This window comes from Vibrio sp. Hal054 (assembly GCF_037162405.1).
Classification (GTDB): Bacteria; Pseudomonadota; Gammaproteobacteria; order Enterobacterales; family Vibrionaceae; genus Vibrio; species Vibrio diazotrophicus.
The window spans coordinates 808,003-831,555 of record NZ_JARLUT010000001.1 but is presented as its reverse complement, the minus strand read 5'-3'; the positions used below and the strand labels follow the sequence as shown (position 1 = coordinate 831,555).

Genomic DNA, 23,553 nt, shown 5'->3' with positions numbered 1-23,553 from the left:
TCTGAATTAGTATTTAATCGCAGTTTTGCCAATTGACGCGCTGCTTTCAATGCGCTGGTGTGCGTCTTTTAACGTCTCAACACCAAAGCCATTTAATGTTGTAGTGAGTGTAGACTTAATGCGACCAGCATCAATCAAGTTCGCCGCTTGGAATAGGATATCTTGCTGCTTCTGGATATCGTCAGTGTTAAACAGTGAGCGAGTGAACATCAGCTCCCAGATAAAGCCAGCTGATTTGCCTTGTAGTTTTGATAGGTCAACACCACCATCAAATTCTACAATTGAACTGATCATGCCTTGCGGAGCAATCAACTCGACCATTGCATCCCAGTGGCCTTTGGTATCTGCAACGTTGAAGATGTAGTCCACATGCTGAATGCCTTGCTCACGTACCGACTCCACCAGATTACGGTGATTCACAACATGGTCAGCGCCCATATCTCTTACCCACTGCTCGGTCTCTGGTCTTGAAGCGGTCGCAATCACTGTTAGGTTAGTAAGCTGTTTCGCCAGTTGAATCGTAATCGAGCCAACACCACCTGCACCACCAATAATCAAGATAGACTTCTTCTCTTCTGGACGAACACGTAAGCGATCAAACAATGCCTCCCAACCTGTCAATGTCGCTAGGGGCATAACGGCTGCTGATTCATCAGAAAGACTTTTTGGTGCATGAGCTGTAATTCGGTAATCGACCGCTTGGTACTCAGCATTCGCACCCATACGTGTCACATCACCTGCGTAATAAACACGGTCACCAATTTCGAAGCCTGAAACATTGTCGCCTTTATCAACCACTTCACCCACCGCGTCATAGCCCAATACTTTTGGCTGCTCTAGGGTTTTATCTTGTGCGTTGCGGATTCTAATTTTTGCATCTGCTGGGTTAATCGAGGTCGCGCTCACTTTTACTAGCAGGTCATTGTCTTTTAACTCTGGCAGGCTTGCTTCAAACTCGAATAAGCTGTCTTGCTCTGTAATTGCTAGTGATTGAGTAAAACCAATTGCTTTCATTGTTGTTGGTGCTGACATGTTCTTTCTCCTTTGATTGGACACCCTCATCATAGAGATTTTTTACCCTAGATAAACCGCCTAATTTTTTAATTACATTCAATTTATTTTTGACAATCACACTACTCGACCGTGTTGTGTTGAGATTCTTATCTGTTAACCTAGTTAGATAACACCTTGTGCAACTAACCATTCATACGTCACTTCATCTTGCGGTTTACCCTCACGGCACACTTTATAATCAAGCTCGGCAATAATATCGTTGGAGAAACGTAATGAATCTAAGGTTTTAAGCTGTTCATCAGTAAATGGATTTTTCTTATCATCTCTCAGTAACAGTACAGCTCGGTCTACAATTCCAAGCAAGCCTTTCGGCTCTTCAAGCTCGCGAATATCATAACGATAGTGAAGAAATTGCGGTTTCCATAGCGGCACAATGACCCACTCTTTATTTGCGACGGCATCTTCAAAAGCACTAAAACAGTCGTCTTCACTGCCTGTAAAAAACTCATAGCCTGCTTTACTTAAACCGTACTCTTCCATCATCTGGATAGAGAAGCGAGTGATCCCAGCTCCTGGATTAATACCTTGAATTTTAGGTCTCATTTGCTCGACGACTTCAGGCTTCAATAAATCCGCCACTTCAGCGACCATCTCTTCAGGTACGTAATCCGGCACGCCCCACAATGCGTAAGGTTCATAATGAAGTCCAAGCTCGATTAATGGCTCAACTTTTTCAACATCCGACTTATAGATACCATGGCTCGATGGTAACCAAGCAGAAGAGAGCATATCGATTTCACCCATTTTCAGTTTTTCAAAATTTTCCAGATGCGGGGAAAAGATTCGCTCAACTTCGAAGCTCATACTTTTCAATACATTGCTAACCAATGAAGCTGTCGTGCGATGAAATGATAAATCTGTTACACCCATTGTGATTTTTTTATTCATTGTTCTTTCGCTCTTATCGTTGCTGATAGATTGATAATAAAAGGCACTAGAGCAATCAAAAATAGCCCAATGTTTGAGTTATTATCAAAAATAAATTGATAGACACCGGTTTACACTTAATAAAAAAGCGTATGCATTGATGAAATACATACGCTTTATATTGACGTGTCTATCTACTGTCGTCTTAATCTAGTTTGATGCGTAACACATGGAATGGTTTGCTCGCACCTTCTTCGCCTTCATTAAGGGCTGGATTTAGATGCAGAGAGTTTTGTGTCACGTAGAGGTAACCACCCTGAATTGAGAAGCCATCAGCCCATGACAGCAATTTGTCATCTTGTGCAAACGTCTTGAAGCTCTCACTCGTTATAATGCTCACAGCGTTTTTCTCAACATCGCCGACATAGATATCACCGTTATCCGCAATGATCATACCGTCACTTGGGCGCTTTTCATTGTAGAACTCGATAGATTGAGCAAGCTCTTTATCTGTCAGTTTCTCGTTTGCAAGTGCCCCCGCTGGTAGTCGGTAAATCGCGCTGCCATTAACCGTGCCGAAATATACCCACTCGTTCGCAGCATCAATCGTGATTGGGTTCAGTCCAAGATAAAGCGTATCAGAGCTACCATCTTCACGCTTTGCCCCCATCAGTGAGCCATCAATAATTACGTCATGCTCTGGTGATATCAGCGCCTTGTAAGACTCAAGAACACGGCGAGATTCCCCCGTTTCTAAATCCACCACAACAAATGCAGGTGCTGGATCACCGAACAAGTTACCAAGGCTGGTATCTGCAATGTACATCTGGTTACGTTTGGTATCTAAAGCGAAATCCTGTAGGAAAGAGTTGCCGACAGTAACATCTTTGCTTATCTCGATGCGTTTAAATAGCTTGTTGTTTACTGTATCCCAAGCCACAATCTGCGCTGAAGCGTCAGCACTGCCCATGTCGAGAATCCAAACCACACCATCTTCGGTACTATCAATACCAATGACTGACGATAGACCAACCTTACCAGTCTCTGGACCATCCGCCCAATCTTCGCTTGGGAAAGGCTGAGTTGAACCATCTTTCATCAGTTCAACAACGCGATATTTTGGGCCATCAAGAGGCTGCATTGAAAGGAATGTGCGGCCTTGTTCAGTCACAGTGATGTTTCCAGGGCGAGTGCCGTCAAGCTCAGCGACGACTTCGATCTCTGCTGCTTGGGCGGTATTAAAGAGGGTTGCTACCGCAATAGCTAAAAATGATTTTACGTTTTTCATTTCATGTACCTTAGTGGGATTAACTTGATTTTTGGTTCGTAATAAATGGCTGATGCCCATCTAATGTAAAGTTAAGCTATTTGCGTCATTTCATTTAGCGTGAAACTTGCAACACACCCTTCCGTCGCTGCCATGTATTCTGCAAGGTGAGTATTCCCCATGTGTGCTTGCCATAGCTCACGAGATACCCAGTTCTCGTAAAACATGAAATGTGCTGGGTTTTCGTTGTCTTGATGAAGGTCGTAGTTAATGCAGCCTTCTTCAGCACGCGTGATATCAATCAGCTTTAATAGCTCTGCTTTAACCAGTTCAACTTTATCTTCGTTCGCAACAATATTTGCAACAATAGTCAATTTAGTCATTTAATCCCTTTATCTCTCTACTTGTTAACAATAATAATAACCTAAAAAAACAAAAACTTATTGCTGGGCGGTGCCGTAAGTACTGGCAAAACCAATCAGTTTAGACAATGAATTGTCATTGATTATCTAATTATTTTTTAAAAATTATCTAAAACAAATTGATAATCATAAACGTTATGCGCTAGGTCTTGTGTTTATCCGGGGTTATTTGAATGAAGTTATGATAGGCGAGTTATTGACAATGAAAAACAGACTTTAATTTGAATTATTATCAAAAATAATTTGAATACAGATTGTTCTGTCGTCAAGACTGCTTTATAAATAGTAGAAACGCAGCAAATACTGCAGTCCCTTTTTCGAATGAAGGTCTCATCATGCTCTTAGAAGATTTACAGGTTATTTTAAAAGTCGCGGAGTTTCGCAGCATCACCGGAGCGGCAACCAATTTAGATATGCGTATCGCCACAGCCAGTGCAGCGGTAAAGCGCGTTGAGGCATCATTGGGTACGGAGCTTTTTGTCCGTACAACCCGTCACTTGCGATTGTCCTCTGCTGGGGAGCGTTATTTACCTCAGTGTGAAGAGGCGCTAAAGATGCTTGAGCTGGCCAAAATGAATATGCATGAAGACTTGGGCATTATTAATGGTGAAATTCGTATCGCGCTATCGTCTGATTTGGGGCGTAACCTTATTACTCCTTGGTTAGATGAGTTTTTATTGCAGTACCCGAATGTCTCACTGCGTTCAAGTATTAGCGATAGCAATATTGATTTCTACCGTGATTCTGTCGACATGGCTGTGCGCTATGGCTCACCAACCGATGCCAATATGTATGGCTTTAAAATCTGTGATGTACCGAGAGTGTTGTGTGCAAGCCCTAGCTATTTAGCGGAAAATCAAGCACCCACTCAGCCAAACGATTTGCTTGAGCACAATGCGTTGTTTTATCAATTGCATGATGTATTGCAAAATGAGTGGTTATTCAGCCATGAGGATACGACTCATAAGGTAAAACTGAAAGGCAATAGAGCTTCGAATGATGGGGACCTGGTGAGGCGTTGGTGTGTTGCAGGTAAAGGTGTGGCAATCAAATCGTGCCTTGATATGTCTGATGACCTTTTAGCCGGTCGTGTAGTTAATATTATGAAGGAGTACAAACCAACGCCGACTGAACTCTGGTTGGTTTGTCCTAGCCGTCAGTCCATCACACCAACAGTTCGGCTGTTAAGGGATTTATTTAGAGAGAAAACGAACGTGATACTTGAGCAATTAGCAGAAAAAGGAGCGCTATAAGATACTGACGATGGTTTATAACGTAGCGACTCCGGAATACAACATTTTTATCGCCGTAATGAATAATACGCTGTAGCTGATTTTGTAAATTAGCTCTTGAGAGATGATGTTAACCAACCAAACACCGGTTCTCACTCCTAGAAATGCAATAGGTACAAGCACGAGTGATGTCATCAAGTTTTGTGTATCGAGTTGTCCCATATAACTGTATGGAACTAACTTAACAAAATTAAGCCCAGCGAAAAACACAACGCTGGTGCCGATAAGTTGCTCTTTAGGCAGTTTCTTGGGTAGCAAATACATACTTGCTGGCGGCCCCCCAGCATGAGCAATCGTACTCGAAAAACCTGATAATAGGTTTAATGCGTAGCCTTTGATTCGGTTAGGTGAACCTGATTGCTTCAACAATAATTTTTGCCCCAAAAAAGTCAGCGCCAATCATTAGTTCAACAATGTGTGTCGGAAGGCTGCCCATGAAGCAAGAAGCGGCCATAACCCCTAACACAGCAAAAGGTATCATGACTTTGAGTTCGGCATAATTGCAATTTTTACGATGATAAAACAGCGCCATTAGATCCATTCCACATAAAAGTGGCAATAGAATAGCAGCGGCTTGGACAGGCGAAACACTCATTGCCATTAGTGGTACAGAGAGGATACCCAAAATCCCTCCAACACCGCCTTTTCCCATCCCATAAAAGAACACAGCAGGTATCGCAGCTAGATAGAACCAGATATCAATAATCATTATTTTCACTACATCGACAGGAAAAAAAGAAGGTCATGATGACCTTCCTTCCAAACACTACAGAATCAAAAACTATTTATGCGATTTGCGTCATTTCGTTTAGTGTGAAGCTTGCCACTGAGCCTTCTGTTGCTGCCATGTACTCGGCTAGGTGCGTGTTTGCCATGTGTGTCTGCCAAAGTTCACGTGAAGTCCAGTTCTCGTAGAACATGAAGTGTGCTGGGTTCTCGTTATCTTGGTGAAGGTCGTAGTTAATGCAGCCTTCTTCAGCGCGTGTGATGTCGATTAGTTTTAGCAGTTCTGCTTTTACTAGTTCAATTTTGTCTTCATTAGCAACGATGTTTGCAACGATAGTTAACTTGCTCATAGGGTATTCCTCATCATAACGTTATGCAGCTTATCAAACGATGCCTTCGCTGCCTTGTTGGGTTGGATGTATAGTACGACACGCATTCACATCCATAAACAACCTCCCATTTGATTTATTATCAAAAATAGATTGATAATGGATTGTCTATTTTAATTTGATAATAAATCAAACTAGCCCCAGTTTTTACTGTGCTTTAAATTACGTAGCATGCGCTTATTGATTTCATTGATGGATAGATAAGCCATGACACAGATACAATTTCAACAAGGTCCAATACGCCCACCCTCTGAAGCAGACAGTTTGCTGATACGGACAACACAAGGCTGCCCGTGGAATAAATGTAAGTTCTGTACTCTGTTTGAAGGGATGGAGTTCTCTATTCGTCCTGTCGAAGAGATCAAACGTGATATCTGGGCGGCACGAGCCTTCTATAAAAACCGACAGTTTGAGAGCTGTTTTTTGCAAGATGGTGATTCCTTTGCAATGGAAACGGACGATTTACTGGATGTGCTCAATACACTAAAAGAGGCGTTCCCGGAGCTCACACAAATTAGCTCATATGGCAGAGCTCAAACCATGACTAAAAAGTCTCCAGCCGAGATGAGGGCTATCTGCGATGCAGGGTTAAACATGCTGTATTGCGGTATGGAGTCGGGCTCGCTTGAGGTACTCAAGTTGATGAAAAAAGGGATCACCCCTAAGTCAATTTTGAAATCAGCCGAGTACGCGAAGCAGGCGGGTATGAAAATGATGACATTCATCATTCTTGGCTTAGGTGGGAAGGCGTTGTCCGAGCACCATATCGCACAGACTGCCCAGCTATTAAACCAGATTGATCCTGAGGAGATCCGAATATTATCGCTAGCGGTAAAACCTGGTACTGAGTTGGATGATATGGTTCAAAACGGCCAGTTTACGCCACTTTCAGAGCGTGAGATGTTGGAAGAACAATTTCAATTGATCAGCCAATTAGATGGCATCAAAAGCAATTACGGTAATTATCATGGGATAAATTTGCTGACGGAACTCAATGGACAATTTCCGCATGATAAAGAGGCGTTTTTACGTACCATTGATCACTTCATGTTGATGAACGAAAACGATCAAAATAACTTTATTTTAGGTCGTCGTACCCACCACTATGCGACACTGAATGACATGAACAATAAGCTCATGTATGACACGGTGCAGCAACAGCTAAAGCGCATAGAGCAGCAAAAACTTGGCGACCTTGAAGATATTTTTTATAGCCTTCGCCAACGCATGATCTAAACCCAAGGAGTCCGAAATGAAGAATTTAAACGACTGGTACATTCAAAATGAGAACCCAAGCCATTGGTCATTTGATAACGGGCTGTTGTCGATGCAAGTGCAAGAGGGCAATATTTTTGGCGCGGGTTCAAGTGACGTGGATAACATTTTCATCTACCCAGTATCTCAACCCAATTATAGCGCAGAAGTAACCATCACCTTAGAGCCAACCTTGCCATTTGAACAAGCTGGCCTAGGCATTTACTGGGACAACGATAACTACATCAAAATTAGTAAAGAAATGTTCATGGGCGAGCCTTCCATTGTGTTTGTTGTAGAGCAAAATGGTCAACCAGAGATCAAACAACTTAGCACATTTGAAGGCACGACAGCCTCAGTTAAGATAGAAAAAAATGATGGTACTATCACTGCGTTCTTGGAATGTAATCAAAAACGCTCTTGGCAAGTCATTGGCTCTGCGAAGACATTAAACGGCCAAGCAAAAGGACTTATGCTTTATACCTTTAGTGGTAGTTCAAACACACCTAATTTTGCTAAGTTTAGTGAATTTCAACTAATGAGTTGAGCCAATCTGGTATATAGCAATTGACTTTTTGTATTAGTTTTAAAGTAGGTCAATTTATGACAAGAGAAATGTGTCCTAAATTTTAGGCTGGCAAACTTCGGGGCACTTTCGTGCTAGAAAGTGCCGAATGAAACAGTTCTGGACAAAAGATTGCCAGTGACTTTGCTAATTTAACGATCCTTGAATAACTTTTCGTATACCAAAACCTCAAAGACCACCGTTGGTCGCGGTGGTAGATTTGCGCTGAACTGGACAAAACCTTCCATCCTAGAACCGTAGCGTCAGATTCACTTTATGAAAAGCTTTCCTTGAGATATGCAATATACTGTCTCTGCAAATACTCGTACCTCAACTCAGGCTTCAATATTTTTACATATTGGTTTGTGAGGTACTGGAATCGCTGCGGATATAGCTATCAACAAGCTTACGCCACTCATCAGGCTTGCCATATAATTCAGTGTGAGGAAGTACTATAAACTTATTATTAATTTCAAGGATCAGTGTCGGATACCCATGAACCTGTAACTTCTGCATTAACAGTTGGCTTTTCTGTATTTCTTCCTGTTCAATACCTAGATTTGCATTCATCGCTTTATGCCAGTGTGCGCCCTCTAATCCTAATTTTGCTGATAGTTCCTCAAGGACTTCGGGATGATTGACCTGCTTACCATCAACATAATGGGCATGCTGAATGGCTTTCAACATATCTAAAGGGGCGATACCCAATTGCTTTGCAGTTAGAATTGCACGTGCTGTGATGAAAGAGTCCAAAATCATTTCATCGTTGCCTTTCACTCGCTGGATATATTTTTCTCCAAACTGTGCTCCCGTCATTTTGGCAATGCGCTCGTCATTGGCGAGGATATGGCTCCGAAAATTGGGCTCGATAGCCTTGTTGTCTATCATACCGCCAGGGTGGAGAGTCAGCATAATATCAGTGTTAGCTGCAATTGCAGCTAACAGAGAAGTAGCACCGTAACACCAACCACACATCGGGTCGAAAAAGTAGTGTACTTTTACCATTTCATTTCACCCATATGTACCTTAGCACCAATACTTAGAGCCATAGGCAGTTGTGCTTCGGGATAGCTTGTAGACATTTTGTTTATCAATTCAGCGCTATTCTGGCTACTACTTTTCGCCTGCTGGAAGTCTGCCAGATACTGCTGCGAATAACTGATAGTGCTTGCATCAAGTTTCGTTCCAGCTTTCATGTGTCCCGGAATGACTATCTCTGGATTTAGCGCCTGTAGTTCTTCCAATTGTTTAACCCATGCTTTCTGACTACCCTCAGATTGCGCGTCAGCCATCCAAAGATGCAAATTACCGTTTACGGCGACATTACCCAGAACCGTTTTGCTAGAAGGAATCCACAAGTAAGGACGATAAGCCAATTCTCCTTGAGTGCCACGAATCTCGATTTTGTGTTCATCAACTGTCAACACATTGTCTTCGATAGCTTGTGGTAGATAAGGTTCAACCGGAGCATTGCTCCCCATTTTAGGCCCCCAAAACGCTAATTTTCCTGCGAGCTTTTTCTCTATGACCTCAATGACTGCCGGGGTACTCAGAACTTGCGCTTTGGGGAATAATGCGTGTAGTACTTCTGCTCCAAAGTAATAATCAGGGTCGGCTTGACTAATAAAAATAGTTTTCAGCTCTTTGCCACTATCAAGAACTTTTGCTGCAATGCGCAGAGCGTCTGCTTTGGTAAAGCCCGTGTCGACTACCATGACTTCAGTTTCACCGATTACTAATGTTGAGTTTACGTGGAAGCTGTTCTTGTCAGCGTTATAAACATCAAAAGTTAGTGGTGTATTTTCTGCTGCGGTTGCATTTGCAGCCAGTAAGACAGATGTGGCCATTAGAGTAAATTTTTTCATACCGTTCTCCTTAAATGTGTTTGGGTACGGAGAAGATAATAGGAAATTGACGCGCTCAGAAAAACACACCAAACTGAGCATTATTGTTTCTTTATACGAGCGAATGTATGGATAGGCTAACAGCCGCAAAAGTATTTGTTGATGTGGCAACGACTTGCAGTTTTACCGCCACAGCAGATAGGCTGAATATGTCTCGCCCCATGGTGACGAGATACATTGAGGCTATGGAAGCTTGGCTAAAAACACGCCTACTGCATCGAACCACACGAAAAGTTTCTTTGACAACAGCGGGTGAAACATGTCTGGAAGAAGTTAAACAATGGATTGGGCAGGCAGAAAGCCTAAGCGGGCTATCAGACACCAGTGGTGAACTATCGGGTACAGTTCGGTTAGCAACAAGCATGTCATTTGGTTATTCCCAATTGATGCCAGCTATTCAAGAATTTATGGCGGAGAACCCCAAAGTAAAAATCGATATCGACTTGCAAGACTCAGTAACCGACCTGACTGAAAGGCAGATAGATCTTGCTATCCGAATCGCGTCGGCACCAGACCCATCTCTTATAGGTAAGCCAATATCGGTATGTGAGTCAGTTGTGGTAGCTTCGCCACAATATTTGACCAGAAATAGTACCATTTCTGAACCGAGCGATTTAACCAATCATACTTGTCTTGGGTATAAAAATTTCGAACAACATATCTGGCATTTGACAAAAGACAACTCGCAGCAATCGGTAGAAGTTAGATGTAATCTGACAGCAAATGAAACGACAACCTTACTGCATGCAGTATTGTGTGGCGCAGGCATAGCTATTCAGCCAACTTATCTCGCAAACCAATACGTTAAAAGTGGTCAGCTTCGGCAGGTGTTGCCGAATTGGAAACCAAATGACCTTACCATTTATGCTCTCTATTCTTCCAGAAAGTATATGTCACCAACTGTTCGTACACTGATTGATTATTTATCAGACTATTTTGCCGAAACTCGTTGGTAATGTTTTGCCTGATTTTTGCCATTACAAGAAACTAAACTGCTCTATTCAAACTGGCCCCACTGCCAGTCAGAGCACACAAGCGAATTATCATGCAAAAGTGATGTAGAGATTGAAATGTTAAAATGTGACAGCTTTTGGGTGATTACGCGCATCGGTGCTGTGCGGTCTGTCATTAGTAAAAGTCAGGTTATTTTCTGGTAAGAATTACCAACGTTCTGTTGCGCAAGCTTACAATGGGGCAGTTTTGTGCCAGCAGAAATCACGCTGATATATCGACTTAATGGTCAGATATTCGCCAGCAAAAGTCTCACTAAAACTACTTTTCTTTCAAATAATTCCTTAATCGGCTATGAACCAGTTTCTCAGTCAAATTATCTTTATAATTAAAGTAGATAATATCTATACCATTATCTTTACTTCGTTGTAGCTTTTCTTTGTCTCTCTGTTTAGTAGTTTGTAAACCTTCTCTCCCTCCAAACAGTTCTACGGCAACATAATGCTGCTGCCCCTGATACTCGATAGCAAGACCTAATTCAGGGATGAAAACGTCATATCTTTGCCTCTCTTGCGTATTTCGGTGATTGCGATCGCTCGTTTCGGTTTATTCCGAACACTTGATCCTGCCGTTTTTCTCTCTTCTTATTTTTACTCTAAGTGATCGGATTGTGCCAGTTTTCTCATTGACTCACCTCCCAGTTCTATTCGATGACTATTGTGTACCAGCCGATCCATTAGCGCGTCCGCGACGGTGGCGTTGCCGATCATGTTGTACCACTCCTTTACTGGTAACTGACTGATGACGATTGTACTGCTGTTTTGATAGCGATCTTCAAGCACTTCTAATAAGTGACCCGCATGCTCTTGAGTCAGTTTTTCCATCCCCCAGTCGTCGAGGATCAGTAAGACTTTCTTAGCCAACGATTGAAGTTGCTTTTGATAGCTACCATCTAAACGTCCTGCGGTCAGGTCATCAAGCAAGCGAGTTAATCGATAGTACCTAACCGTTTGTTGTTGGTCGCAGGCACTGGTGGCCAGTGCGCAGCCAAGATACGTTTTGCCTGCGCCCGTTGGGCCTGTGACCAAGATGTTCTGGTGTTTGTGCAGATAACTACCCGTCAGAAGTTCGCTCATCTGTTTGCGATTGAGGTTTCGCCCCTCCTTGTAGATGAGTTGGCTCGGTTGAGCATCCACTCTCAACTTCGCTTGTCGTTTTAAGCGTTGGATTTTGGTCTGATTGCGATTCAAGATCTCGCTTTCCAGAAGTAGGCTTAACCGTTCCTCGAAGTTCAACTCTGCGTAAGTGGTCAGTTGTTCTTGTTGCTGCTCTAACGCTTTCGCCGCATGGCTCAAGCGAAGGGTTTTAAGTTGGTCATTCAGTGCGTTCATATCCTTTCTCCTAGTGATAACAGTTCGGGCCACGAACATTGCTGTGAACAAGGTTCGGCGTACTCGCTTTATCTTTACTCAGTTGCCCTTCACGATTGTTCTTGAGTAAATTGTTGATGAAGGTGTAGTTGGGTTTTGTCAGCATCAGTGCGTCTTTACAGGCTTGCTCTAAGCGCGACCCGCCATAGGATTTGCTTAGACTGAGTAGTCCCAGACAAGCACGATATGCCTGCTCTGGATGAGGTTTTGAGTTCAGCATCTTATTGACGACTTCTCGTGTGGCTGGGCCGATATTGGCTCCCCAGTTGAGTAAGCGTCCAGGCGACCACTTCTGATGTTGATGGTTGCTTGGCATGTGCTCTGGTTGGGTGCTGTTTCCGCGCTCTCTTTGGCTACGTGGGTGCTGGGAGACCAAGTTACCTTGATGGTAGATCTGCACCAGACGATTAGAGGCTTCTAGTTCGACATGATGACCAACAAGTTGATGAGGAACCGAGTAGTAATGACGACGATATTCGATGTGATAGTCAGGGCCAACTTTGGCTCGTTTAGTTTCGGTATATAGGTAACGCTGCTTAGGTAATGGCTTTAATGCAGGCTTATCGAGTTTGTCGAACAGAGCTTTACGACTCGCGCCATACTGTTTCATCTCACGGTCGTTTAAGTCATTCATAAGCTCGCGGATGGCGAGGTTCAGTTCTTTGAAGGTATAGAAGGTTTGGTGCCTCAGCCGCATCATGATCCAGCGCTCGACGAGGAGCACGGCATTCTCTGCCTTGGCTTTATCTTTCGGTTTGTAAGGGCGAGCTGGCATCACTGCGGTTTGATAGTGATTCGCCAGCTTTTGATAGCTGTCGTTAAGCCTTGGCTCATAACGGTTAGCTTTGGTAACTGCGCTACGTAGATTATCGGGGACCAAGAGTTGTGGTACACCACCAAAGTGCTCGAAGGCATTAGCATGCGCCTCTAGCCAGTAGGACTTCCCTTGACTAGGGAAGGCTTCAACGTAGGTGTAATTCGATGCACCTAAAGTCGCCACGAACACTTCCGCTTCGCGCACTTCTCCTGTGTCAGGGTTGACCACCTGAAGCCGAGGCCCACAGTAGTCGATAAATAGCTTATCACCTGCCACATGAAGTTGGCGCATGCTGCGCTTTTGGGTTTTGAACCAACGAGTGAAGTGTTCGCAAAACTGAGTGTAAGCGTAAGCTTGTTCTTGATATTGCTCATGATATTCCTGCCAGAGCAGCATCTTCGTCATGCCTTTACGTCTAAGTTCGACAGCGTATAGAGTGAAGTCTGGCATGACTTTATCCCGACTGGCTTTCTTACCGTGATACAGTGCTTGAGTGAGTTCTGTGTCGCTGCAACTTTCGAGTAGAGGCCAGCCAAGTTGGCTTTGTTTAAAGCGAGTAAGGAGTTCCGATATGGTGGATGGGCCGAGTTTCAGGCACGAAGCAATATCGCGATTTGAGAGACCGCAGTCGTACTTTAGGCGTAATACCTCTTTGATTTTGTTCATTGGAGTTCTCTTTTTGGCCATGGTCACTTCCTTACCTTCTAATTTAAGAAGTAAAGGATAGCGAGCTATTGATTTAAAAGAGAAAAAGGAAGGGATTCGGGCATTCCGAACGCAGTTTTCGCTATTCCGATCACCGATTTCGGAGTTAGGCTAAAAGTGGTCGGATAATCGCGGAATCAGTGATCGGTTTAAACCGAAATGGGTGATCGGATAACCCCGAAATGACTGATCGGAATGCTCCGAAATATGCACTCTCTAACCAATAGGGAGAAGCCTCACGTTGTACTACATATTGAGGAAATAACACTTCGATATAGTTAAAGAGCAGGGTTTCATTTATCCATCTTTCTCCTATTCTTGCCACGCCTTTCAGCTCCCTGACTCGATTTTCTGCTTCTTTTTCGTCGATTCCTTCTTGAATCTCATATTTTCGAATATATGCACCATATTTAACTTTGAACGCAGACCCATACATTTTATGGCAAAACATAAGATCGGAGTTTTTTTCAGTACATAAGTGACAAATTGAATCTCTAAATGATTGATTAATTAGTGCGTCTTTAATATGAGGATGTTTTACAGGCAATCCTTGTTTATCCTTCGCGAGTGCGTCTTTAAAGCATGAACAGAAAAAGCTATGACCTGAAATTTTATTGTAAAAGGTTTGTCTCCACTCCCAGACTCCCAATTTTGAAGGCAATAGCAACTCTACAGGCGTTACAAGCAAGTTCAGTTTCTTCAAAAGAGCATGAGGAAACTCTACACTAAGCAAAGTAGTGGATGACTTGTTTTTTGTCTTCAGCTTACTGTTCTTAATTTTGTAACGCTGAGTTGCTCCTCCACCATATTTATGGCTACCCAAATGAATAAACGTAGGTAGGTAGATTTCAGTCACTTCTAAGTCTATATCTTTGCTACAACTCAACTCGAACTCTACGTATGGGAGTGTCAGCCTACCTCGATTTATGTATTCCCTAAGTGACAAATGCTCATCATAAAATTCTTGCTTATAACGATGCTTCACATCAAAAACAGGTATTAAATTAGGTGTATTAAGAAAATGACAAAGGGCTTCGTACAGATCTTCCGCTACCGTAGAATATTCTCGGTTGAGATTTTTAAGGCAAAGGTTAAGAAATTCTTCTTCGGAGAATTCGTACCGTAATTCCATATTTAAACCTTTTAAGTTTCGCCATAACCTGGACTGTATAACCACTGAGAATTATAGGTATCGGCATACCAAACTATTTATATAGTCAGTCATTAGAGAAAGTAGGTCAATTTATGACAAGAGAAATGTGTCCTAAATTTTAGGCTGGCAAACTTCGGGGCAAAGGTGAGCCAGTCAAGATTCGACTGACCCAAAGTGAGGCAATTTCTAAGTTCACTACTTTGCTAAAGAGGACTCTCTATTGATTTTTTAACTGTGCTTTTTAGGTTTTGCATAAAACATTTAAAGTGCGGCATGAAGTTGATGAACAGTGGATGCTTGCGATCCTTCATCATCACTGGGCCAAGTAAGCGAAGCGCCACTGCTACCTTTGTCGCATTCTCAGGCTCTAAACCACTGCCCTTTTTTAGGCCTTCTACGATTTTGAATAAATCTTCACGATCTTGATATTCAAACACTAGTGTTCTTGCTTCTTCCATGCCCACGTCTTCGATTGTGATGCGGTATTGTTTGTCTTTACGAATCTTCGGGATCATATCTGTTACCTTAAAATTATCGGTTTTGGTATCGTGTCGTGCTTTTGGTAAATCAACGATTGGCTTTTAAGCCATTAACTCTTAAGAAAGCGCTCTACCTTTGGCTTGATTGTCATCGATACGGTGATCATCAGTACTAGCGCCACTGGAAGTGCCCCTAGTACCCCGTCCATCCATGCTGTTACAAACTCTGATTGGTTATCCAAACCAACGCTGTTGTATGCACTGGTAAATGCCATGCCTGATTCCATAATAAGTGCCATGATCACGCCTACCAATGCATCTCGTGCTTTTGCTGCCATATTTGGTAGCAGCTTCTCTGCGCCTTTAGTTAACAGCGCCATCATGGTGAAACCCACTGGAATCACGGTCACTAGCGCGGTAAAAAAGTTCGTTGCCCAATCAAAAAAGAATGTCTCAGTGAAACCTAAGTTAAGGTACGTCATTGTACCGATGATCGTGCCACCCATAAGGCTAACCATGCCCAACATAACCAAGACTTTCTGAATGATTGGCGTCTTCTTTTGCTCTTGAATCTTCTTTTTAACAAGAGTTGATTCATTTATCACTGCTTCTACAGCCATTCGCTTCTCCGGTCTTGAATTGACCTTCAATTAAGTTGACAATATCAACCATAATCATGCTAGTTGATATTGTCAACTAGTTTTTGCCGGAGAAATTTATGTCTGATCCTAAATCCCTAGATACGCTGTTTAAATTGGTTCACGCACTCAAACGAAATGTGCACGAACATATTGAGAAATTAGATCTGGATATCGCACCTATGCATGTGCGCGTTTTGAAGATCATCGCGAAGAAACCACAATGCACTGCGGTCGACATCGCAAACTTTCTGGATAGAGACAAGGCTCAGGTTACTCGCCTATTAAGCAGTTTGATTAAACAAGAACTGATCGTAAAAGAGCCAAACCCGGAAGATAAGCGCAGCCAATGTTTACGTGTGACCCCAATCGGTCAAGAGATCATCGATAAACTTGATGGCGTGGATATTGTAATGTTTGAAAAAATGAAAGCGGGTATTAATGCTGATGATTTAGCGACTTTTAAACGTGTAGCGGGCTTGATGGTAGAGAATTTAAACTAAACCTTAAGATGTGGATTCGATATTGAATTATTAGTCTCTTTTTCGTGCTCTAGCTTGGAAAGGGGCAAAAACTTGCTAAGAGAGCGGTTGGTCTAATGCCCGTTCTCACTCCCACATCGCATCCACCTTCAGATATATGTTATCTAGAAAAATGCAAATAACTGGTAATAGCAGCTTGCAGTCATCACCCCTACAAACCGCATTATTACATCAATCGATATCACTTCTAGCAAGCATAAACTGCTAACGAATCCGCTATCTCATTTCCTCTGACACCAGAATGCGCTCTAACCTTTTTGACTTCGACATACTTGTCTGAGCGAAGCGCATCGACTGTCTGCCACAGGCGTCGATTCTTGTTCTGTTTTTTATCTGCTCTAAGTCAGCCTTTTTCTACAAGCAAGTATAAGAGGAACTCTCTAATCACTTGTTTAATAGCCTACAACTGTTACCAAATTCGCTTTTTCTACATCACTATTCTTTATCCGTAGAACACTAAGTGAATGTCACAATTAAAGATGGCAAAGGGGAGAAATCAGGATAGTCTCGGTTGACAGAGTTCCCAACAACTCTCGATCTCGTATCCGTATCCACCTTCAGATATATGTTATCTAAAAAAACGTAAATTACAGGCAATAGCGGCTTGTAGGGTTGTACCTACAAGCCGCCTTACTTATATCAGTCTGTATTGCTTCTAGCAGCTTCAACCGCTAACGAATCAGCTCTTTCATTCCCTTCAATGCCCGAATGTGCTTTGACCTTAAATACCTCGACATACTTCCTAGAACTCAACTCGTCCACTTGTTGCCAAAGCTGGCGGTTTTTAACCGGTTTCTTATCCGCTCGACGCCAACCTCGGTCTTTCCAATCGTCCATCCAGATGTTGAAACCTTTCACACAGTAATCACTGTCCGAATAGATAACATCTCCATCTTCTGCGTATTCCAATGCTTCAATTAAGGCCAGTAGTTCCAGCTCAGCATTGTCGGTTTTTCGATTGATGGTAAAACTCTCTTCATGAACAATCTCATTGTCTTCATCCATAACCACCAGCCCAATACCACCTCGTGTACATCCGTGTTGGTTGTTTGGTGCAGCGCCGTCTACGTAAATTGAATAACTCATTTTTTATCTCTCTCTAATTGCAAAAAGGGCGCATGACTTTGCTTAGCCAGCGCCCCGTTGATGGTTTATCTGATGTTTGTGTTACTGAAAGGATTCTGCGTTGTCTCGCATACTCAGACGCGATTCCATCCATTCCTCTATTTCACTTTCTACCCAAGCCACCGCTCGTCCACCGAGTGGCACACTCTTAGGAAAGTCGGTTTCATCGGCCATGAATTTATAGATAGTGGAGCGGCCTAGTCCTGTTAGTGACATCACATCTTTAAGTCGTAGAAATCTCATTGTCATTGGGAATCGTCTCCTTGCTTTGTATATACCCATGAGATAAGCCGCCACTGTAAAAAAGTGCAGTCGGTCTATTCCAAGCTAGAGCCAAAGCAGTAACGCTTTTCTTCCCACGCTTCAGCAAGGCTGCTCATGCGGTGGAAGACAGTGTTCTTTATGTTGGCGTCTTTGCTACGACAACGCGTTCCTACCCCATAATTGCCTCGGTCATTGAGAAACACCAATGAACGCGCTTCGCCGCTGTAGTGCTTTTCTATCGCTTCTTGCCAAGCCGTTTTAAGGTGCCCGACCATTTCATTGCGCTTATCCCAACAAATAGCGGGACCAAAATTCTGGCTATAGTCAGTAAACAGCATCACGCGATAGTTGTGGGATGGCACCTTGTCTTCCCGCTTACGCCATACATAAAACAGAGAATCCGTATCAAGCTTTTCTTTAAGCAGATTAAAGTAATCGTGGAGGGTACTGAGGTCGGTATCTTGATGGTCTTCTGGCAAAAACAAGTCCAAACGTGTGGCGAGAGCGATGTCAAACTGACTGAGTGCCTGTTCAAAGACATCGACCATCGAGGTCAGTGCTGACTCGTATAACCCCTTGTCGCTGTAATACAGCGGGTAATCTTCAAAAGTTCTATCAAGGGTAATGCTTGGGAGGTAGGTTCTATTCGCCATGAGTAATGCCTTTTTGTGTGTGAATGACATAGGCATTGCTCGCGTTGTATTTTTTAAGGTGAGTCGTGACTGCAACCAAAGCTCTTGTTGAAGTGATCGTTCTGGTTAGCAATGGGCTTCGCGAGACGACTGACTCGATAGAAGAACTCGTTTAACTGTAACGGGAACACTTCAGCGTCAGACAACAGCTCAAAACCTTCATTCGTAGGGGAATAAGCTAATCCTGAGCATGGTTGACTGTAATTAGCTTCAACCACCCTATCCCATGTCTTCCTCACTTTTTTGTAGAGAAAACGCCCCCAACCCTCTCGACCAGTGCCGAAGTTTTGAAAGAGATCCCTATCAAAGAGCAAGATAAGATGATGGTGATCGCTGGTGGACTCACTCGCCTTCCTCCAGATATAGCGAATGACCGTTTGCTGGTATTGATAAGTTCTGTCGGTGTATTTGTCTCTACAGAGCTCATTAGTCTCCGACTCCAAAATACGAAAGAAATGGGCAAACACCGCTAGGTAATCTCCCCCGAAGTCACTCGGTAGGTTTAGGTTGATGTGCACAGCAAAGATTCTTGGATATTGGTTTAGTGCTTCAGTCAGCACTCGGTCTATCTCCTCTAGGTATTCGAGGACGAGACCATTCTCAAAGTAGTAGAGTGGCTTCCCATTAAAGGTTCGGTCATGAGTGATGGTGTGGGCTCTTTGATGAGCTACGTTGAGTTGATGAGCCATGATTGGTTCCTGTGGTTTGTTGTGATTCCCACAGGAACTGGAACTACCGTAATTTTTAAGCTACTTATGACTATGGCCGAAATTTCGTCTACCGCTACCAAAGTGCTTAGTGTTCTCTTTTGCTAGATAGCTAATGTGCTTGAAGAACTCATCAAACGCATCATCAAAGTCATCAGAGTTACAATTCAAACGGTGGATGACCACACTGTCGCTATTCTTTCTCTTTGAAAAATGAACCAGTCCATTAGCTTCTTCGTAATCGACACCGGCCACCCTCGCCCATGCCTCTACGATAAAAGAGCCTAAGTTCTCCTGTTGCGTTTGAGTTTTCCCCAGCCAGTTAAATCTATCTTTGTTGAACATGAGTACTAGGTGATAGTGGTCGTTTATCGAGGTAGAGCGTTCCCTCACCCAAGCAATCCGCACTTTGCAGGGATGCACTCTAACACTCCCTTCTCTTTTCTTTCTCTTTCCCGAGTGATCAATCTGCGACTGTAATGAGCGTAAAAAGTCGGTCATCACATTACCGCTCTTTTCATTTTTCCTGAGCTTAGGAAACCTCAAATCCACGCGAATAGCCATCAGCCGAGGATACTCGTCCAATGCTAGATCAATCGTATTGTGCATTTTCTCTAAGTAGTCGATATAGAGTGGACCGTGCTCGGTCTGGATAGGTCTACCCAGAAACGTTTTCTTGTTGGTCAGTCTGAGGTTTTTGTTTTTGCGAGAACGTACATTCATTCCTATCTACTCCTGTGTTTAGGTTCATAGATAGGCCTGTGTCGTTAATTTTAATTGCGTACTGTGAGTCACTAGGGGTGACTCAGTAGAGGGTAATATGCCGATGTAATGGGTGAATAGGTATGGTAGATATGACTGTAATAATACTAACCAGACAGACATTAACGACACTTAATCCCGTTAACATTTAGCCCTTTCCAGACACACCAAAATTGAATCACGATTAACAATTACGCAAAATTTAAGAAACATTCAGCCTTGCATGGCAAAAAGCAAATTTGACTTACTATCAAATTAAAGGACAAGAAATGAGAGAAAAAAGAAGGGAGGATACCGTTGTGTTTAGAAGCAGTTTGCATCGCGGATAGTAATTTTCTTCGCGACCCAAGTAACAATGTCATTGTACTTCCATCGAGGAATGTCTTTCGAGACACACGGAGGAAAATCTCCAGCTTTAATCATTCGATACAAGGTATCTTTGTTAAAGCCAATCATGTTCAGCAACGTTTTCCGGTCAACCAACTTCATTGAATTTTCGAGATTCGGTGACGTTGTCATACCTTCATGCCAAACACCATCGACCCAGGCTTGTACTTCATCCACTATCCATGCAGAAGCACGTTTACCAATGTGAATTTGCCTTGGGAACTTCCCCTCTCCAATCAATAAGTATAAATGAGCTCGGCTGATGCCTGTCAGCTCCGATAGCTCTTTACGTCTGATAAGTTGCATGATGTGAATCCTTTGGTTATTTCGTTCACATCAAAGGCAAGCGCCGTTAATTTTTGCAGAACAACAGAAGCTCTAACTGCTCGTCTAAATCAATAACCGATTTGATCAAACATCAACAATTATTTGAAATAAAATCGAATTAACAACATAAGATTTCTAAAAACTACTTTTATAGCATTCAATCATCATACAAAGCCCAATAGCCCTCAATTTCAATAAAAAAATCGTCGAAATATTTCGAATTTTCTTGTTAAAAGTTTGCGATATTCAATCTAAAAACTTACTCTATTTTTCCACAAAGATTTAATGAGAACACATAAATCATGAAAGGTCCTACCTATCGATTCACTCTCATTCGAGATAACTCTGACGAAAGTGAATTGCGCTTTTACATCAGTTACCTGTATTTCCAAAAACATGGGAATCTATTAAACGGTTATGACTTATCCGTTCTACAACGCAGTGGGTTAAAACATCACTTCACCGAGATTGTTGCAGAAAGTCTTAGGATACCTGCAGAAAATTTAGAAAACGGAATTCTTGGGGATGAGAAAAAAAGAGATATGCGCGCTCTATTAAATGACCTAAAAAGAGCTACTCAAAAATACATGCTTCCAAATTATTGTACATCGTGGATCAACAGCTATAGAGCGCTTTTCTTTGTTTATCTAATCATTAAAATTTCAATAAAAAGCAACATTTTAATAACAAACACCCGTTTTTCTAAAGTGTACATAGGACAGTTTTTATGGCCCACGTTAAACTCACGTGGCCAGCAAGAAAGAAAAGAAGAACATGAAAAGAAAATTCGAAATATGTTCATTAGAGAGTTGAGTCAAGAAGACAGACAACGAAATTCATATTCTCGTGAAGACGATGGCAAACAGCCATATCTAACAGAAGAAAACCTTACCGATGAGAAAGTTGAACAGTATTTAAAAGACGAAGAAAAAACTATCGAAAAGATACGTAGTGAAGGTTCACCTTATCTAGACGCTTTAACAGAGTTGGAGAATTACGATCCTGTCAATGACCAATATGCCAGAAACAAAATCATTGACTATTTCAATGTCATTGCATTCACTCAAGAGGCATACCGAGTTGACAACGCTCGCTTCTTAGAAAATTTACAACGACTCTATAGACAATCCTACAGTGAATTGTCCTCATATCGAGGGATCATAAAAAATGACAACCACGAGTTAATCAACAAAACTTATGAGAGACTGATTAAGCAATTTGAGCTCCTTAGATTTTTTCCCCCTGTTGAAGACCCTGAGATAAGACAAGATTGTATCGTCGCTTTTCTAGATGTTCTTTGTATCACGACCAATAAGGATGAGTTCCAAGAGCGATTCAAACTCATAAGGGATAAATTTTCACTAGATAAAAGCGAATGTGAGGATTTCACTCTAGATTTTTCTAACAAACAATGGAACATGCTTGTTGATATCGCTGACTCTAAGTCTCATTCAAAGATAAAACAAGAACTCAATAAAATGATCCGAGCAAAACATAAGCTATGGAAAGCTGAAGAGAATATCAAAAACAAGGAAAAGGCTAGCGATTGACTTTAGGTACACAGATAGGTACATTTGCCTTAAACCTAAGCTATCCCAATATAGGCTTAGGCCAAGCAGGACATAGTATCTATCTGTTTGGGTTTTGCCCCTGCAGGGGGAGCCAAATTCAAGAAAAAAGACGTCCTAAGACGTCTTTTTTTGTATCTAAACCTAGCTAAACTGCCGTGCTTGTTCTTCGTTTAAGCTTAAACTCAAGCACAGTTGACGCTTCAAGTTCTTCGCCACCTATCGCGTTCAATAACATTTCCGCAGCTTTTTCCCCCATACGAACATAATCAAACTCAGCGCTCGTTAGGCTAGGATATGCATGCTCTGCCATCCCTGAACCTTCAAGGCATACGATGGCGATATCCCCCGGTACTTTTAACAATCGACGATGGCATTCAAATAAGGCACCAATCGCAATATCCTCGTGGCTACAAACCAAAGCATCGAGAGTTGAGTCACGTAACAATAGCTTCGCCAGTCCTTCCGCACCCAGTTTAGATGATGGCGCCTCTGGTGTGGTCAGAAAATGGTCTGGCGTTAAATAGTTTTCTATCATAGCGCTTTGCCAACCATGCAACTGGTGTTGCAGAGTAAAATGATCACCTCTTGCTCCGATAAAACCGATGTTTTTAAAACCTTGATCAATAAGATGTTTGGTACAAGATTTACCCGCCTCAAAATAATTAAAGCCAATATTCAGGTAATCATCTTTTGAACTTTTTTCAGCTATCTCTATGACCACAGCATTTGATGACTCAAGCAACTGATGAGTACGCTGACTATGTTCACGTCCAAAAAGTACGACTCCTGAAGGTCGGCTTTCTAAAAATGTTGAGAGTAATTTCTCTTCCTGAACCGGAGAGTAGTCACTATAACCAAGTAGCAACTGATAGCCCGCCTTGTTCAGAGCATGCTGAAAGCTAGGTAAGAAAAATGCGCAGGAATTTTCAAATAGAGAAGGGATAATTAGAGCTACGGAGTAGCTTTGAGCTGAAGCTAGTGCCCCCGCCGCCTTATTAGGTATGTAACCTAGGTCATCAACTACTTTCTGAATTTTCTCTCTCAGTTTGTCTGACACCATTTCTGGTGTTCGTAGCGCGCGTGATACGGTCATAGTACCAACACCCGCTTGTTTTGCTACATCGGCTAGCGTGACACTGCCAGTACTTCTTCGTTTACGAGGTTCGCTCATAGTTCCAGTTTAACTTTCTTGATGTTGCAACAGGGCAAGATACCACTGCACATTACTAATATTTTGGATAGT

Annotated in this window: 27 protein-coding genes and 1 pseudogene; 6 read left to right on the top strand and 22 right to left on the bottom strand. The window is 42.4% G+C overall.

Features of this window, described 5'->3' with window-relative positions:
• Positions 1–6: 6 nt before the first annotated feature.
• The 4 genes from P4S58_RS03780 to P4S58_RS03765 form a co-directional block, all read right to left on the bottom strand.
• Positions 7–1,032 (bottom strand): zinc-binding alcohol dehydrogenase family protein, encoded by a 1,026-nt coding sequence (locus tag P4S58_RS03780; protein ID WP_337162950.1) that lies wholly within the window; start codon positions 1,030–1,032, stop codon positions 7–9.
• Between the two features lie 144 nt (positions 1,033–1,176).
• Positions 1,177–1,944, bottom strand: coding sequence for a glycine betaine ABC transporter substrate-binding protein (locus tag P4S58_RS03775; RefSeq protein ID WP_337164500.1), 768 nt, complete (start codon positions 1,942–1,944; stop codon positions 1,177–1,179).
• 202 nt (positions 1,945–2,146) lie between these two features.
• The gene (locus P4S58_RS03770) at positions 2,147–3,229 is read right to left on the bottom strand and encodes an L-dopachrome tautomerase-related protein (RefSeq protein WP_337162949.1); all 1,083 of its coding nucleotides are present in this window, start codon (positions 3,227–3,229) and stop codon (positions 2,147–2,149) included.
• A gap of 71 nt (positions 3,230–3,300) precedes the next feature.
• Positions 3,301–3,591, bottom strand: coding sequence for a putative quinol monooxygenase (locus P4S58_RS03765; RefSeq protein ID WP_102281769.1), 291 nt, complete (start codon positions 3,589–3,591; stop codon positions 3,301–3,303).
• A 374-nt stretch (positions 3,592–3,965) separates the two neighbouring features.
• Here P4S58_RS03765 and P4S58_RS03760 point away from each other — a divergent pair, with 374 nt between their 5' ends.
• A complete protein-coding gene (locus P4S58_RS03760; protein ID WP_337162948.1) occupies positions 3,966–4,883 on the top strand; it encodes a LysR family transcriptional regulator in 918 nt (305 codons plus the stop codon).
• Positions 4,884–4,898: 15 nt separating this feature from the next.
• Here the strand turns inward: P4S58_RS03760 and P4S58_RS03755 are convergent, their stop codons facing one another.
• The 3 genes from P4S58_RS03755 to P4S58_RS03745 form a co-directional block, all read right to left on the bottom strand.
• On the bottom strand, positions 4,899–5,291 hold the full coding sequence (locus P4S58_RS03755; RefSeq protein WP_337162947.1) for a sulfite exporter TauE/SafE family protein: 393 nt from the start codon (positions 5,289–5,291) through the stop codon (positions 4,899–4,901).
• Positions 5,266–5,631, bottom strand: a complete 366-nt coding sequence (locus tag P4S58_RS03750) for a TSUP family transporter (RefSeq protein ID WP_337162946.1) — start codon at positions 5,629–5,631, stop codon at positions 5,266–5,268. The genes P4S58_RS03755 and P4S58_RS03750 overlap by 26 nt, the downstream gene beginning before the upstream one ends.
• Positions 5,632–5,707: 76 nt before the next feature.
• A complete protein-coding gene (locus P4S58_RS03745; protein WP_102281775.1) occupies positions 5,708–5,998 on the bottom strand; it encodes a putative quinol monooxygenase in 291 nt (96 codons plus the stop codon).
• A 246-nt stretch (positions 5,999–6,244) separates the two neighbouring features.
• On the opposite strand from P4S58_RS03745, the gene P4S58_RS03740 reads away from it, so the two are divergent.
• Both P4S58_RS03740 and P4S58_RS03735 read left to right on the top strand, forming a co-directional pair.
• Positions 6,245–7,273, top strand: a complete 1,029-nt coding sequence (locus P4S58_RS03740) for a radical SAM protein (RefSeq protein WP_102281777.1) — start codon at positions 6,245–6,247, stop codon at positions 7,271–7,273.
• A 16-nt stretch (positions 7,274–7,289) separates the two neighbouring features.
• Positions 7,290–7,838 (top strand): DUF1349 domain-containing protein, encoded by a 549-nt coding sequence (locus P4S58_RS03735; protein ID WP_102281779.1) that lies wholly within the window; start codon positions 7,290–7,292, stop codon positions 7,836–7,838.
• Between the two features lie 369 nt (positions 7,839–8,207).
• Here P4S58_RS03735 and P4S58_RS03730 read toward each other — a convergent pair whose 3' ends face one another.
• Positions 8,208–8,861 (bottom strand): DsbA family protein, encoded by a 654-nt coding sequence (locus tag P4S58_RS03730; protein WP_337162945.1) that lies wholly within the window; start codon positions 8,859–8,861, stop codon positions 8,208–8,210.
• Positions 8,855–9,721, bottom strand: coding sequence for an MBL fold metallo-hydrolase (locus P4S58_RS03725; RefSeq protein WP_337162943.1), 867 nt, complete (start codon positions 9,719–9,721; stop codon positions 8,855–8,857). The genes P4S58_RS03730 and P4S58_RS03725 overlap by 7 nt, the downstream gene beginning before the upstream one ends.
• A gap of 107 nt (positions 9,722–9,828) precedes the next feature.
• Here P4S58_RS03725 and P4S58_RS03720 point away from each other — a divergent pair, with 107 nt between their 5' ends.
• Positions 9,829–10,716, top strand: coding sequence for a LysR family transcriptional regulator (locus P4S58_RS03720; protein WP_337162942.1), 888 nt, complete (start codon positions 9,829–9,831; stop codon positions 10,714–10,716).
• Positions 10,717–11,361: 645 nt separating this feature from the next.
• On the opposite strand, the gene istB is transcribed toward P4S58_RS03720, so the two are convergent.
• The 5 genes from istB to P4S58_RS03695 form a co-directional block, all read right to left on the bottom strand.
• Complete coding sequence (gene istB, locus P4S58_RS03715) at positions 11,362–12,102, bottom strand: IS21-like element ISVch3 family helper ATPase IstB (protein ID WP_337162940.1); 741 nt, start codon at positions 12,100–12,102, stop codon at positions 11,362–11,364.
• 10 nt (positions 12,103–12,112) lie between these two features.
• Complete coding sequence (istA, locus tag P4S58_RS03710) at positions 12,113–13,645, bottom strand: IS21 family transposase (protein WP_337162938.1); 1,533 nt, start codon at positions 13,643–13,645, stop codon at positions 12,113–12,115.
• 124 nt (positions 13,646–13,769) lie between these two features.
• Positions 13,770–14,795 carry a hypothetical protein gene (locus tag P4S58_RS03705; protein WP_337162937.1) on the bottom strand — a complete coding sequence of 342 codons (1,026 nt, stop codon included), beginning with the start codon at positions 14,793–14,795 and terminating at the stop codon, positions 13,770–13,772.
• A 224-nt stretch (positions 14,796–15,019) separates the two neighbouring features.
• Entirely contained in the window at positions 15,020–15,331 is a 312-nt protein-coding gene (locus tag P4S58_RS03700; RefSeq protein ID WP_277432908.1) for a DUF3861 domain-containing protein, read from the bottom strand.
• 74 nt (positions 15,332–15,405) lie between these two features.
• A complete protein-coding gene (locus tag P4S58_RS03695; protein ID WP_337162936.1) occupies positions 15,406–15,915 on the bottom strand; it encodes a DUF2798 domain-containing protein in 510 nt (169 codons plus the stop codon).
• A 98-nt stretch (positions 15,916–16,013) separates the two neighbouring features.
• On the opposite strand from P4S58_RS03695, the gene P4S58_RS03690 reads away from it, so the two are divergent.
• Entirely contained in the window at positions 16,014–16,436 is a 423-nt protein-coding gene (locus P4S58_RS03690) for a MarR family winged helix-turn-helix transcriptional regulator (protein WP_277432910.1), read from the top strand.
• A 210-nt stretch (positions 16,437–16,646) separates the two neighbouring features.
• Here P4S58_RS03690 and P4S58_RS03685 read toward each other — a convergent pair.
• From P4S58_RS03685 to P4S58_RS03655, 7 genes and pseudogenes are all read right to left on the bottom strand, one after another.
• A pseudogene (locus tag P4S58_RS03685) lies at positions 16,647–16,815 on the bottom strand (RNase H family protein); the annotation flags it as partial.
• 299 nt (positions 16,816–17,114) lie between these two features.
• Entirely contained in the window at positions 17,115–17,561 is a 447-nt protein-coding gene (locus P4S58_RS03680) for a ribonuclease HI (RefSeq protein WP_337162935.1), read from the bottom strand.
• 81 nt (positions 17,562–17,642) lie between these two features.
• Positions 17,643–17,843: an AlpA family transcriptional regulator gene (locus P4S58_RS03675; RefSeq protein ID WP_024700457.1), complete on the bottom strand. Its 201-nt coding sequence runs from the start codon at positions 17,841–17,843 to the stop codon at positions 17,643–17,645.
• 74 nt (positions 17,844–17,917) lie between these two features.
• Positions 17,918–18,517 carry an inovirus Gp2 family protein gene (locus P4S58_RS03670; RefSeq protein WP_337162934.1) on the bottom strand — a complete coding sequence of 200 codons (600 nt, stop codon included), beginning with the start codon at positions 18,515–18,517 and terminating at the stop codon, positions 17,918–17,920.
• 53 nt (positions 18,518–18,570) lie between these two features.
• Positions 18,571–19,245, bottom strand: coding sequence for an inovirus Gp2 family protein (locus P4S58_RS03665; protein WP_337162933.1), 675 nt, complete (start codon positions 19,243–19,245; stop codon positions 18,571–18,573).
• A 60-nt stretch (positions 19,246–19,305) separates the two neighbouring features.
• Positions 19,306–19,986: an inovirus Gp2 family protein gene (locus P4S58_RS03660; protein ID WP_337162932.1), complete on the bottom strand. Its 681-nt coding sequence runs from the start codon at positions 19,984–19,986 to the stop codon at positions 19,306–19,308.
• A gap of 342 nt (positions 19,987–20,328) precedes the next feature.
• Positions 20,329–20,718, bottom strand: a complete 390-nt coding sequence (locus P4S58_RS03655; RefSeq protein WP_337162931.1) for a helix-turn-helix transcriptional regulator — start codon at positions 20,716–20,718, stop codon at positions 20,329–20,331.
• 323 nt (positions 20,719–21,041) lie between these two features.
• Here P4S58_RS03655 and P4S58_RS03650 point away from each other — a divergent pair, with 323 nt between their 5' ends.
• Positions 21,042–22,289, top strand: a complete 1,248-nt coding sequence (locus tag P4S58_RS03650; RefSeq protein ID WP_337162930.1) for a hypothetical protein — start codon at positions 21,042–21,044, stop codon at positions 22,287–22,289.
• Positions 22,290–22,455: 166 nt separating this feature from the next.
• Here the strand turns inward: P4S58_RS03650 and P4S58_RS03645 are convergent, their stop codons facing one another.
• Positions 22,456–23,481: a LacI family DNA-binding transcriptional regulator gene (locus P4S58_RS03645; RefSeq protein ID WP_102962745.1), complete on the bottom strand. Its 1,026-nt coding sequence runs from the start codon at positions 23,479–23,481 to the stop codon at positions 22,456–22,458.
• Positions 23,482–23,553 lie beyond the last annotated feature (72 nt).